This window comes from Flavobacterium endophyticum (genome assembly GCF_003634455.1).
Classification (GTDB): domain Bacteria; phylum Bacteroidota; class Bacteroidia; order Flavobacteriales; family Flavobacteriaceae; genus Flavobacterium; species Flavobacterium endophyticum.
The window spans coordinates 309,730-324,812 of sequence record NZ_RBLC01000002.1 but is presented as its reverse complement, the minus strand read 5'-3'; the positions used below and the strand labels follow the sequence as shown (position 1 = coordinate 324,812).

6 protein-coding genes are annotated in these 15,083 nt (G+C 39.8%); all 6 read left to right on the top strand.

Annotation, left to right across the window (positions count from 1 at the left end):
• Positions 1–172: 172 nt before the first annotated feature.
• A complete protein-coding gene (locus CLV94_RS11060) occupies positions 173–4,597 on the top strand; it encodes a T9SS type A sorting domain-containing protein (RefSeq protein ID WP_121376545.1) in 4,425 nt (1,474 codons plus the stop codon).
• Positions 4,598–4,892: 295 nt separating this feature from the next.
• On the top strand, positions 4,893–7,892 hold the full coding sequence (locus CLV94_RS11055; protein ID WP_121376544.1) for a T9SS type A sorting domain-containing protein: 3,000 nt from the start codon (positions 4,893–4,895) through the stop codon (positions 7,890–7,892).
• Between the two features lie 91 nt (positions 7,893–7,983).
• Positions 7,984–11,748: a T9SS type A sorting domain-containing protein gene (locus CLV94_RS11050; protein ID WP_121376543.1), complete on the top strand. Its 3,765-nt coding sequence runs from the start codon at positions 7,984–7,986 to the stop codon at positions 11,746–11,748.
• 89 nt (positions 11,749–11,837) lie between these two features.
• Positions 11,838–12,836: a glycosyltransferase gene (locus CLV94_RS11045; RefSeq protein ID WP_121376542.1), complete on the top strand. Its 999-nt coding sequence runs from the start codon at positions 11,838–11,840 to the stop codon at positions 12,834–12,836.
• A 6-nt stretch (positions 12,837–12,842) separates the two neighbouring features.
• On the top strand, positions 12,843–13,427 hold the full coding sequence (gene coaE / locus CLV94_RS11040; RefSeq protein WP_121376541.1) for a dephospho-CoA kinase: 585 nt from the start codon (positions 12,843–12,845) through the stop codon (positions 13,425–13,427).
• 71 nt (positions 13,428–13,498) lie between these two features.
• Complete coding sequence (locus CLV94_RS11035; protein WP_121376540.1) at positions 13,499–15,082, top strand: sensor histidine kinase; 1,584 nt, start codon at positions 13,499–13,501, stop codon at positions 15,080–15,082.
• The last annotated feature ends 1 nt before the right edge of the window (position 15,083 follow it).

The window sequence follows — 15,083 nt, the reverse complement described above, 5'->3', positions numbered from 1 at the left end:
TCTAATAAATAAGGAAGAAAATGTTAAGCCCGCGTAGATGCGGGCTTTTTGCATAATATAGGCTTAACGTTATGTTTAAATTCCTGCTTTTTATGTCTAACTTTTCAATTTTAACTTTTTAGTTTATTAAAATTAGTATTTTAGCGGTCTGTTAATCAATTTATACTTTTTTATGAAAAAAATTACGTTATTGCTGATGCTATTTGTCGGCTTTCTGTCCTATGGACAGGTCTGGTCGGTAGCATCATGTCTAGATCTCGGGTCCAATACTTATGGGCCCATGAACAGTACGTCTGCGGTGAATTCCACGAACCGTACTGCCGTAATCTATCCAGCTTCCCAATTGACTGGAATTGCGGGTCAGGTTCTTAACTCTGCCTATTTTGAGAGAGTTACTGGTACTGGAACTATGGCTGGGACTCCGAATTTCAAAATCTATTTGAAAGAAACTTCCAGCACAGACTGGGGAACTGGAGCATTAGATTGGGCGACAGCTATCACCGGAGCTACTTTGGTTTATGATTCTAACCCTGCTACAGCTAGTGGTTCGTCTGCTGGCTGGAAAAGTTTTGTTTTTACCAATAACTTTACATACACAGGGGCGCAAAACCTAGCCGTTTTGATGGAATATACAAATTCAACGGCAAGTACGACAATTACATGGAGTTATGAATTCCAAAGCCCATGTATTAATACGGGTAATTCGAATACCACGAAATATTCTAACAATACTTCGGGTACATTGCCAGCAAGTTTAGGATCTTCTGATTATAGAAGACCGCTTATTGGTTTTGATTACAATGTTTCATGTAATGTGCCGACAGCCTTGAGCTCAACTGCTGTTACAACAAGCGGAGCCACTATAAACTGGACTGCTCCTACGATAGCTCCTGCAGAAGGTTATGAGTACTATTTAAGTACTTCTGCTACTACGCCATTACCTTCGGCAACACCAACAGGTTCTGTACTTGCAGGTGTTACTACTAAAAGCTTTACAGGATTGCCTTCAGCTACGCAACATTATGTTTGGGTAAGATCAAACTGCGGAACTGGCGACAAGAGTACATGGGTTGCAACTACATTTACGACAGCATGTGGTACAAATGTTCCTTCGTACCTTCAAGATTTTACGACTTTCGTTCCGACATGTTGGAGTACAGCTGGCGATGGGGATCCTACAACAGGACCGATCGGTACTGCAGCGGGTATCTGGGTAGCAGACGGATTCTTAAATAACGGAACTACTGGTGCTGCTAGAGTTAACTTATATAGCCTTAACAGAAAAGGATGGTTGATTTCTCCTCCTATCAATATGAGTGCTGGAGGATATAGAGTTAAGTTTGATGTTGGTGTAACAGCCTTTACAGGTTCAGGACCAGCAGAAATTGTATCAGATGATAAAGTTGTTTTCTTGGTATCTCAAGATAATGGAACAACTTGGACCATACTGAATACTTGGGATTCTACTAACTCTCCTTCAAATCTAGGAACTGTATATACTGCAAATCTTGCTACTTACGTGAGTCCTACTACTAAGTTTGCTTTTTATGCAACAGATGGGCCTCTTGATGATACTCCTGATTATAATTTTTATGTAGATAACTTCTTGGTTGAAGCTATTCCAAGCTGTGAAGCTCCTGTTAACGTAGTGGCTTCTGGCATAACAAATGCAGCAGCAACTATTACTTGGGATGCTGTTACAGGCTCTACAGGATATGAATATGTTCTTGACCAAGTGGCGACTAGCCCTACAGGTGCAGGTACTACGATTGCTGCAGCGCCATATAATGCTGCTTCTTTAAATGGAAATACTACTTATTATTTCCACGTTAGAAATAATTGCGGTTCAGAGTTCAGCCTTTGGACGACAAAAAGCTTTAAAACACTTCCAAACCCACCAGCTAATGACGACTGTACAAATGCTGTTGTCTTGACTGTAAATCCTAATTTATTGTGTGGTGTTAAAACTTCAGGTACATTACTGGGAGCTACAGATTCTGGTGAAGGTGATAACGGTGCAGGTGTGCCTAATGATGATGTTTGGTATAAGTTTGTTGCTACAGCAACAGCGCACCAATTTACAATTTCTAATGTTGCAGGAACTCCTACAGATTTAGTACATGAAGTATTGGAAGGAACTTGCGGTGGTGGTTTGTTTAGCCTAAACATTAGCGATCCAAATACAAGTACAGTAACGGGTCTAACACCAGGAAATACTTATTATGTAAGAGTATTTAGTCTTGCAGCTGCAACTGGAGCTACAACAACATTTGACCTTTGTGTTGGAACTTTCCCTCCAGCTCCTGCAAATGATGATTGTTTCGCGGCAGTTACTTTGACAGTAAATGCTGATTTAGCTTGTGGCGTAAAAACTTCAGGTACTTTGCAATCCGCTACAAATTCAGGTGAAGGCGACAATGGTGCTGGTGTTCCTGATGATGATGTTTGGTATAAATTTGTTGCAACTGCAACGTCTCATAGAATTGCTATCTCAAATGTGGCAGGAACTCCAACTGATATAGTACATGAAGTACTAGATGGAACTTGTGGTGGCGGTCTGATTTCTTTAGTTGTCAGCGATCCTAACACAAGCACAGTAACTGGATTAATCCCTGGAAGCACATATTATGTAAGAGTTTTCAGTGTTGCTGCGGCAGCAATGACAAACACTACAACTTTTGATCTTTGCGTTGGTACTTTCCCTGGACCTCCAGCAAATGACAACTGTAGCGGAGCTATTGCTTTGACAGTGAATGCTGATTTGGCTTGTGGTGTAAAAACTTCAGGTACTTTACAGTCTGCTACAGATTCTGGTGTGCCAGATAATGGAGCAGGTCTTCCAAATGATGACGTATGGTACTCTTTCGTAGCGACTACAGGATCTCATACTATCGCTTTGTCAAATGTTGGCGGAACTCCGACAGATTTGGTACACGAGCTTATGGTTGGAACTTGCAATGGTTTAGTAAGCTTGAATGTTAGCGATCCTAATAGTTCTACATATACAGGATTAACGCCTGGTACGACTTACTATGTAAGAATCTTTAGTTATGGAACAGCAACTGATGCTTCAACTACTTTCGATGTTTGTATCGGTAGTTCAGCTGCTGCTGCAGCTCCAGCAAATAATGAGCCTACAGGAGCAGTTAACTTGACGGTTAACCCAGCTTTAACATGTACGGCGACACAAGCAGGAACTACGATTTCTGCAACCGCTTCGGCTGTGCCAGCTCCGGCTTGTAATGCTACTGGATTTAATGACGATGTGTGGTATACATTTACTGCAACTGATGTTCGTGCTAGATTTACATTTACTGGAACTGCAACTGGTGCTGTAATGGCAACTGCATTATACACTGGAACTCCTGGAGCTCTTGTTGAAGTAACAGGATCTTGTCAAGAAGGAAATGTTCAAAACTTTGCAAACTTGACAGTTGGGACGCTTTATTATGCTAGAGTTTTCACAAGTTCAGCAAGTCCAATTGCGACTTCTGCTTTCACTTTATGTGTTGGAACTCCGCCTGCGCCACCTGCAAATGATGACTGTGCTAATGCAGTATTGTTAACTCCGGGTGCTACCCTAACTTGTACATCACCAGTTAGTGGAACTACAGTTGGCGCAACACAAAGCCAAAGTGTAGGTACTTGTTTTGGTAACCCAGATGATGATGTTTGGTATAAATTTGTTGCCACTGGAACAGCTCACAGCATCATAACTGCAAATGTAACAGGAAGTGGTACTGCTGATATCGTTACACAAGTATTTGATTCTTGTGGAGGGACTTCAATAGTTTGTCAAGATTCTCCAAACTCGCCAGTAAACTTAACAGGTCTGACAGTTGGAAATACCTATTTCTTTAGAATTTATTCTTATGCTTTGACTACAACAACATCGTTTACAGTTTGTGTTGGAACACCAGCACCGCCACCTGCTAACGATAACTGTGCTAGTGCTGTGGTATTGACTCCAGGTGAATTGTTCGCAACGAATCCGGTAATTGGAACAAACGTATCAGCAACAAATTCAAATCCTCCTGCTCCTGGCTGTGCTAGTTTTTCAGGCGGTGATGTTTGGTACCAAATTACTGTTCCGGCTTCAGGAAGTATAACTATCGAAACAAATAGCAATACTGGAGGCGTGATCGCAGATACTGGTTTAGCTGTGTATAGTGGAACTTGCGCTGCTTTGACTTTAGTTGAATGTGATGATGATGATAGTACTGACGGGAATTTCTCTAAAATTGTTTTAAGCGGAAGAACTCCTGGAGAAGTATTGTATGCAAGTGTTTGGGAATATGGCAACGATACGTTCGGAACCTTTAAAATTTCTGCTTACGATGCTTCATTAAGTGCTCCTTCATTTGATGATACAGACTTCAGAGCTTATCCTAACCCTGTTGTAGATGTATTGAACTTGTCATACACACAAGAAATTTCAAACGTGTCTGTCTTCAATTTATTAGGACAACAAGTACTTACAAAAACAATTGGAGCTACCGATGCTTCTGTTGATATGTCAAGCTTAGCTGGCGGAACTTATTTAGTAAAAGTGGCTGTCGATAATCAAGTTAAGACAATTAAGGTGATTAAAAAATAATTGACATAACCTTTTAAAATAGAAAATCCCGACTGCATTTGTAGTCGGGATTTTTTTTGCTTTATCGGAAATATCTGAGCCTATTTTTTGTTATTCGAACAATCCAGATAAGGCAAAGTTTAAAAGGCAAAAATTATATAAAATGCCGTAAATAAAGGGGAGTAGGATGCTACGCAAAAATGTTTTTTATATAAAAAAGTGTCATTTAGAGGCTTTTTGTTTTATTTATTAAATCTTAAAAATATATTAAAATAAATAATTATATTGCAGTGTATTAACTAAACTATTAAACAGTATGAAGAAACTTTACTTATTGCTTGTCATGCTTTGCTGGCAAGTTAATTCGCAAACGCTCAATCAATCGGCAGGCTGGCCAAACCCAGCCTGGACGATTACTGGGAGTTACAATTCGGCTGCTGCCGCTTTTGAATCCGATCCAAGAACAACTGCAAGTTTTGCGTATGACGACGACGATGCCGGAAATCCGCACGATGATAGCATTGCGGCAGAATCTCCGGTTATTGATTTGACACCTGCTTTTACGGCTGGAGAAACCACATTAGAAATAACGGTGCAATACGGCTACTATTATTTGGCTAATGATGTCTTAAGATTTGAATATTGGAATGCAGCGACATCTGCGTGGGTTCCTTGGGGGACAAGCAGTATTCCTGGAAATAATACAATAGTGACAGATAATTTTTGTTCGATTACAAAAACAACTTATCTAACTGAGGGGCTTAATATTTCTACTTTTACGCCAGCACAATTGACAGGGTTTAAATACCGCATATTTTACGATGATGATATTGCAACTAGTGATTGGAATTATGGCTTCTGTTTCAGCTCTCCAACAATACGTTCCATAGCTTGTGGAGCTCCAACCGGACTTGCGGTTTCAGGAGTTAGTGCTGGTGGTGCCACTCTTGCTTGGGATCCTACTTTGGGGGTAACAGGATTTGAATATGTTTTAAATACAACAAGTGGCGATCCAACTGGAGCTGGAACACCGACAACAGCAACTACTTTGTCTCCAACCGGATTGCCTGCAGGTACAACGCATTATTTTCATTTAAGAACTATCTGTGCTACTTCTCAAAGTCCATGGAGAACAGTTTCGTTCACAACTAGTCCTGCTAACGACAGCTGCTCAGGAGCTATAACGTTGACCGTAAATGCAAATTTATTGTGTACTGTAAAAACATCAGGAACTCTTGAATCTGCAACGGATTCGGGTGAGCCAAACGGAGGTACTGGTACGCCAGACGATGACGTATGGTATAAGTTTGTCGCTACAGGAACTACACATAGAATAGAGCTTTCTAACGTAACAGGAAATGTAACCGATTTAGTTCATGAAGTACTAGAAGGAACTTGCGGTGGGGGATTAATCAGCTTAAGCATAAGCGATCCTAATATAAGTACAGTAAGTGGCTTGACAGTCGGAACTACATATTACGTAAGAGTATTCAGTTACGGCTCTGCAAACAACCCTACGACTGATTTTGATTTATGTATAGGCACATTCCCGCCGCCGCCAGCTAATGACAGCTGTGCAGGAGCTATTATGCTTACCGCAAATACGGATGCAAATTGTGCTATCGTTACGCCTGGAAACTTAACTTCTGCAACAGATTCTGGTGAAGGAGATAATGGTACAGGAACACCTAACGATGATGTGTGGTATAAATTTGTAGCAGCTCAAACAGAGCATAGAATTTCACTTCTAAATGTGGGAGGAACACCAACAGATCTTGTTCATGAGTTATTAGAAGGAACTTGTGGAGGTGGTTTGACCAGCTTGAATATTAGTGATGCAGACATGAGTACTGTAGGAGGATTGACTGTAGGAAACACGTATTATGTAAGAGTCTTTAGTAATTCGTCAGATACAGGAGCTACAACAACATTTAATATTTGTGTTGGAGTGCCACCAATTGGAGCGGTTTGTGAAAATCCAATTGTTATTGCCAGCTTGCCATACACTACTACCGATAACACCAACCTTTATGGTGATGATTATGATTTTCCTAATGGAGGCGAATCAGGTTGTGCTGGTACATCAAATTATTATTTGAATGGTGATGATGTTGTGTATGCTTATACACCAACAGCAAACCAGTCGATCAATATCAGAATCCCGAATGCTCCAGCTTGGTCTGCAGTTTTCGTTTATACAGATTGTAGCGCAATAGGAACAGGAGCTGTTGCTTGTGCTGCTGGAAGCGGTTCTGGAAATAGAGAAATCAATCAGTTTTCTGTAACAGCTGGTACTACATACTATATTGTTCTTTCAACTTGGCCATCACCGCAAAGTTTTGCCTACACGATGAATATTACAGTAAATACTTGTATTTCTCCAACTGTAGCATTTACTAGAACATCAAATTGTGCTGTTTCGCCAGGATTCTTTGTAAATGCTAATATATCTAGCTTAGGATCTGCAACTTCTGTGACAGTTACTGACAATCAATCTAGTCCATCTCAGCAAGTAACAGCTACAGGAAATGTTCAGTTTGGACCTTATGCTAACGGAACATCTGTTGTCCTTACCGTAACAAATAATCAAGATGCAAGCTGTGTAGTAACAAGTACAGCTCAAACTCAAGCAGCTTGTCCTCCTGTGAATGATAATTGCGCTAATGCTGTAGCAATAACTCCTACTGGATCTTTCGGAAGTGTTACTGACGGAACAAATTTGGGTGCTACTGCGAGTTCTACAGAAACGGTACCTACAACATGTAATGGATATTCTGGTGGCGACGTATGGTTCTCTGTTGTCGTGCCTCCTAGCGGTAACTTGACAATTGAAACAGGAGCTTCTAGTACTAGTGCGCCTCCTTTAGATACTGTAGTTACTGTGTATTCAGGAGCCTGTGGTTCATTAGTTCAAGTAGGTTGTGATGACGACGGAGCAGCAACAGAAGCTTATTCTTTAGTTACTTTGACTGGACAGACACCAGGTTCGACATTGTATTTGAGAGTTTACGAATATTCAAATGATGGTACCGGAACTTTTGGTATTTCAGCATATGATACTTCATTAAGCACTAACTCTTTTGACAATGCAAGCTTTAAAGCCTATCCAAACCCTGTGAGGAATTTACTGAATCTTTCATATACTGAAAACATGTCGGATATTGCCGTATTTAATCTTCTTGGCCAGCAAGTCCTTTCTAAAAAAGTCAATGCTACTGAAAGCCAAATCGATATGTCGACTTTGACTAGCGGTACTTATTTGGTAAAAGTATATGTAGGCAATCAAGTGAAAACACTAAAAGTGGTTAAGCAATAATAACCTGATTATCAAAAATATTTTTAAAAGCCACCAATTTTGGTGGCTTTTTTTATACTTTCGTAAAGTATTATCCCCAAATAAGTAACACATGGAAAAACACTACTTTGATTCCATCTATCAAAGAACAAAGACTTTAGGCTTTCTAAAAATTGTATTGTTCTTCATTTCCATAAACTCCTTTTCCCAGACCGTATTGATTAATCCGAATTCTGACGGCGGATTTGAAAATGGAAATACCTTCGCTTCTAACGGGTGGACCGCCATCAATGCTTCGACCGACAGCTGGAATGTTGGAAACGTTCCCGTGGCAGGTGCCGGAACTAACTGCGCTTTTGTTTCCGCTACAGGTGGAGCTACTTGGCAGTATTCACAGACCAGTTCAGTCATTCACTTATATAAAGAAATAACCATTCCTGCTAACGAGCCTAAAATTGCACTTTCTTTCCGATGGAAGGCTGGAGGCGAAGGAACGGGAGCTAATGATTGGGACAATATGAAAGCCTTTTTGGTTCCAGCCTCTTACAATCCTGTCGCAGGAGTTCCGATACCGCCAACGTATCAAGTAGGTACTTTGTATAAGCTGAGTTCGACCAATTGGAATACAGCCACTATTGCTCTAGCCATTGTGCCTGGCACATCTTATAAGCTGGTATTTAGCTGGAAATCCGATATCCTTGATGTCGTAAATCCGCCGGCTGCTATCGATCAAGTTTCGATGATCTCGAATCCGCCTGGCAATTTTACATCTATAGCTTCAGGAAACTGGAACATTCCGGCTACGTGGGATGCAAACGCGGTTCCGACTAGTGCAGACAATGCGATCATTGCTACAGGTACTACGGTAACGCTAAACGCGAATAATTTAGCGATAAATGATCTTACGGTTAACGGTACTCTAAATTACGCAGCGGCAGCCGTAACATTTGCCGTAAAAGGGAACTTGCTGGTGAATACAGGAGGAAATCTAGATGCCTTTGCCGGTACGGTAGGCAAAAGCCTTGTAGTTTCAAGGAATTTTACAAATAATGGAAATATTGACCTTTCAAAAGGAACAGTACTTACAAATATCTTGACGTTCGACGGTATCATTCCGCAGACGGTAGGAGGAACAGGAACATTTACAAATAATGTCATCCGAAATCTTACCTTCAACAATTCATCATCAGGTGTTATTACTTGGAATTTTAACGATATCAGGGTTGGAGGTAATCTTACTTTCACCAAAGGAAAAGTCGCTTTAGGAACTAATACGCTGATTCTTGGCACAGGTGTGACTCAAGGAACAGGGAACAATGGTATCGGAGCGCTCGTTTATACTTCTGGCGGATTTGTATCTGGAACCTTTTCTAGATGGTGGGCGAATACGGCTACGGGGACAGCATTGACTGCTGGAACCCAACCGACGGCTGCTTTAGGCCGATATCCTTTTATTAGTAATTCGGGAATTAGTAGGGCGGCTTATGTTCAGCGCGTAACACCTACTGTGGGCGGACAAATTGCTTGCCGTTATGTAGATGCTCCGACAGTTTCTCCTTCGTCAATTTCAGATGCAGGCTATACCCTTGATTCAAGATATGATGGAAATTGGACGTTCTCAACTCCGGTAACCGTTCCTGTTTCGGCAACCTACAACATTGCACTCATCGGACAAAATGCCTATTTGGCTTCTAATGGAAACAGTAGGATTGTAAGAGCTGCTTCAGCGCTGGAAGGTACACATCTAAATGGTACAAGCCTACCTGTCGGACAGCGTACAGGACTTACGCTTGCTCAACTAACCCAAGCACCTTTGTATTTAGGAGTTTCTTTTGCCGATACTCCCAACTTCTCTATTGCTAGCGGAAATTGGAACAATGCTTCGATCTGGAGCAAAGGAAACGTTCCGAACTGTACAGAAGCTGTCAGTATTGCTTCAGGACATACCATAACTGTAAATTCTGCCGCGAATGTATGTAAAAACCTTACCGTGTCGTTAGGGGGAACTTTATCCGTTTCTGGAGGAGATTTGGTCGTTGGCTGTACAGATAATAATAATTCTTTAAATATTCTGGGCGTTTTCAATGTAACGGCTGGAACTGTGAATGTCAATGGAAACATTGCCACATCATACGGTTCTGTATTTTCGCAAAGCGGAGGCAACATCAACGTTGATGGAAATTCAGGTACGATAGCGACAAGTGTTCCGAATGGCACGCGAATCATCAATATTATCCCAGAAGATTCAGAAAGCTTAAATTGGACAGGAGGAACGTTAACGATTGTGGATCCTCATGCCTCAACAACAGCCAACGATGTCTTAAGGGTCGACGGTACTTTTGAAGGTTCTGTAAATGTTACGGCGGGACATACTATTCGATTTGGAAATGGAGTCTCAACACAGGCTGGTGGTAACGCGACGAATGGTTTTAGGGTGAATGGCTGGGCTACAGTCACAGGATTGCCTTTAGGAAACGTAATTGTTGAAGGTCCTGCAGGAACAAACCGCCATTTGACGAGTACGTATCAATTTCCTGTGTACGGCAACCTGACGATTAATGATGGTGCCGAATGCCGTATTCCTACAATCTATTTGAACGGTAATGCTGTAATCAATCCTGGAGGGATACTTACTTCTACGACTGGATTCTTCTTTGTAAATACGCGATTTATTAATGATTCTACGGTATCTTTCAACCCAAGCCTTAATCCGCAGCAAATCACGAACAACGGAACGATCAGAAATCTAGCAGCAGCTCCGACAGCGAATTTTTCAAATGTCGTAGTGACTAACGGAAACGCCTCTGGAGTAACTCTAAATTCGCCTTTGTCTTTAAGCGGTACGTTAAGCTTGAATGAAGGGAAATTAAATACTTCAAATACAAATCTGCTTACCGTCGGAACAGCTACAGCGGCTGGAGATATTGCAGGAGGTTCTGAAACAGCTTTTATCAATGGTCCGTTAGTAAGAACATTTGCTTCTAATAGAACTTCATTAGGAACATATTCAGGTGCGACGCTATACCCTGTCGGAAAAAATAATAGCTACTTGCCATTTTATGTGGATCCATCAACTTCAAACGGTGCATTGCAAATAAAAGGCGAAGCATTTACCACTAATTCAGGAACTTTTCCTGCAAATGTTTCGGTACTTTCTAACAATCGTTGGGAAGCATCAGTTGTTTCAGGAAATAGCAATTTTTTAAATGCAAATGTGAGAATTACAGACGCAAGCATTGCTTCGAATAGTAAAATGTTGAAATCCGCTACAGCTACTGGCGAATATGCTGTTTTTTCACCAGTTTCAATACCATCGTCTGGAAGCTTGACAACCTACTCCCCAATTATGGCGACTGATTTCGCAGGATATTTTTCACATGGGCAAATAATTTGTACAGGAACTGTGTTGGCGCCGACGGGCACTGCAATCCAAGATTTTGTAACTGGGCAGACTTTGGCAGATTTTGTAGTTAACGGAACGGATATCATCTGGTATGATGCTGAGATTGGCGGAAATATTCTTCCGCTGTCTACATTAATTGTTAGTGGTGTCACTTATTATGCTTCTCAAACCATAAATGGCTGTGAAAGCAGTACCAAGCTGGCGGTTACAGGCGGCATCAATTTACAGAGAGAAGATTTCGAATCCATCGCTTTTAAATACTTCCCGAATCCTGTAGAAAATAGGCTGAACCTTATATCTTCAGAAAATATTGAGTCGGTAGAAATTTATAACTTTTTAGGACAGAAAGTCTTTTATGCAACATTCAATGCAATGGAAGGCGAAGTAGATTTTTCATCGCTATCCAAAGGGACTTATATTTTGAGAGCCAAAATAGGGGAGCTGGTAAAAAATGTAAAAATCGTCAAGAAGTAGATCATGCTAAAATAACAAAAGAGCCATCCTCAATCAAGGATGGTTTTTTTGTTTATAAAAGTTATCTTTGTTACAGTTTAAAAACCGTTATGAAATTTTCTTTTATAATTCCTGTTTACAATCGTCCAGACGAAATTGACGAACTTTTGCAGAGCCTGACTTTGCAAGAATACGACCAAGATTTTGAAGTTGTGGTAATTGAAGACGGATCGACCGTGCCTTGCAAAGAGATTACAGATAACTATCAAGACAGGCTGAATATTTCGTACTACTTTAAAGAAAATTCTGGACCGGGCGATTCAAGGAATTTCGGAATGAAAAACGCAAAAGGAGATTATTTTTTGATATTAGACTCTGATTGTATCCTCCCGCCCGAATATTTATCCGAAGTGCAGAAAGCTCTTGAAACCGATTATGTAGATTGTTTCGGTGGCCCTGATAAGGCATTAGACAGTTTTTCGGACATACAAAAAGCCATAAATTTTTCCATGACGTCTTTTTTGACAACAGGAGGAATTCGTGGAGGTTCGGAGAAAATAGGAAAATTTCAGCCTAGAAGTTTCAATATGGGATTGTCCAAAATAGCCTTTGAAGCCAGCCAAGGTTTTGGAAATATCCATCCTGGTGAAGACCCTGACCTTTCTATCCGACTTTGGAAGATGGGCTTTGAGACGAGACTATTCCCGAACGCTTATGTCTATCACAAAAGAAGAATCGACTGGTCAAAATTTTACAAGCAGGTCAATAAATTTGGAAAAGCCAGGCCGATCTTAAACAGCTGGTATCCTGAATACAACAAGCTCACTTTTTTCTTCCCAACGCTTTTTTTTCTAGGATTTGTCGTTTCACTTCTCTTCTTGCTTTTCGGGATATCGATCTTCTTGATACTATATGCCCTTTATTTTCTAGCCATACTGGTTGTTTCGACATTTGAAAGCAAAAGCTTAAAAATTGGATCCTTTTCACTTTTTGCCGTAGCTACGCAATTTTACGGTTACGGAATAGGCTTCCTGAAATCTTTCTGGAACATCATCTTGCTTAAGAAAAAACCACAAGATGTATTTCCGGAATTGTTCTTTAAAAATTAAAAGATTATGACAAAAATTATTGGCTTGACTGGAGGAATCGGGAGCGGAAAAAGCTCCATCGCCCAGCATATAGAATCGCTGGGAGTTCCAGTTTATATTGCTGATATCGAGGCGAAAAAAATACTCGAGACCGATGCAGTAATTGCCAAAGTTGTTGCCTTATTTGGAGAAGATATACTAGATAAAGAAAAAATAGATAAAAAAAAGATCGCAGCATTGGTTTTTCAAGACCCCGAAAAACTTAGAAAATACAACAACATCATTCACCCCGAAGTCTTCCTGCATTTCCAAAACTGGGTAAAACAGTACGAAAACCTTCCTTTAGTCGTAAAAGAAGCCGCAATACTTTTTGAAAGCGGAAGCTATAAAGATTGCGACAAGATTATTTTAGTCACAGCTCCAAAAGAGACTAGAATCAAGAGAGTTATGAAAAGAGATGGCGTTTCAAGAGAAGCTGTCGAACAGCGAATGGCACATCAATGGGACGATGAAAAGAAAAAAGCCCTTAGCGATTTTGTAATTGAAAACATCGATTTGGCGAAAGCTAAAGAATCTGCAGAAAACATAATTTCCGTATTAAGAAATCAATAATTTATGAATTAGATGTTAATGTTTGGTTAATGTATTTATTGATTAAATGTTAAAATGTTAATTTTGTTTCGATGAATAAGACATTGTTTCGCTTACTGGTTGTGTTGATGAGCCTATCTTTGATAGGAATTATTTTGGTTCAGTTATATTTGATTAATACATCTTTCAAGAATAACGAAGAGCAATTTAAATATCATGTACAACAAGTAATAGGAAATGTTTCAGAGAAATTAAAGCAGCAGGAAACATATACTATTGTTAATCAGTATAATATATTAAGAGATAGTATTGGGAAAGACCCAAATCCAAGCCAATTGCTAGATTTTGTTCTTGTACAGAAAAATAAGGTTACCAACGAGACCATTATTTATTCAAACAACATTATTGCAGAAGATTATAATATCAATCTGACGTTCTTTGATAAGAAAAAAGATTCAGTAAAAGCCCAAAGCTATATTTCTAAGCGTCGGACTGAAATATATTCAGGCAAACCGATTGACAATTCAGGAATCCAAAAAAATACGACTCCCGATATAACAATAGAAAAATCTGGAAATATCGAAATGCTTGAAAGAGCACAATTTGATATGTTTTATAAAGATATTGCAGAAACAAAACCTTTGAAAGACAGGGTTTCTAAAGAAAAACTGCAAAAGATGTTGCAGCAAGAATTAAAGCAATACGAAGTAAAAACACCTTTCGAGTTTGGTATTTACAGTGATGGCCTTGCGACAAAAATAAGGTCAGACAATTTTAAATTTGATAAGAATTCAACTTTTCAAACGCCGATTCTGACTGATAATGATGGGAAAAGCAAGTACCAATTGCTGGTTAGCTTTCCGGAGAAAAAGAAATTCTTATTCACAGATTTGGTTGGCATTACCATTTTGTCGATAACATTTACCCTGATTATTATTATTGCTTATGCCAGCGCCTTGAACCAATTGATAAAACAGCGCCAGATTTCTGAAATCAAGACCGATTTTATCAACAACATGACGCACGAATTTAAGACGCCTATCGCAACCATAAATTTGGCTCTGGATGCTATCAAGAATCCTAAGATAATTGAGGACAAAGAAAAAGTCCACCGCTATCTGCAGATGATTCGAGACGAAAATAAACGAATGCACGCCCAAGTCGAAAACGTTCTTAGAATTTCTAAGCTAGAAAAGAAAGAACTTGAAATTAACAAGGACCCGATTGATGTCCAAACTATAGTGGAAGATGCTGTAGAACACGTGAATCTGATTATTGAAGACAGGCAAGGAACCATAAATACGCATTTTAATGCGACAAGAACAACAACATTGGTCAACGATGTTCACTTTACAAACGTAATCGTCAACATTTTAGACAACGCAATAAAATATTCGCCAGAAGCCCCGATTATTGATGTTTATACCGAAAATGTCAAAGATTTTATCCTAATCAAAGTAAAAGACCAAGGACAGGGGATGAGCAAGGTGGCGCAAAAAAGAATCTTCGAGAAGTTCTATAGAGAACATACGGGAGATTTACACAACGTAAAAGGCCACGGTTTAGGATTGGCCTACGTAAAAAGAATTATAGACGACCACAACGGTCAAATATTTGTTGAAAGCGAAAAAGGGAAGGGCAGTACCTTCATTATAAAATTACCACTAATTAATTAAG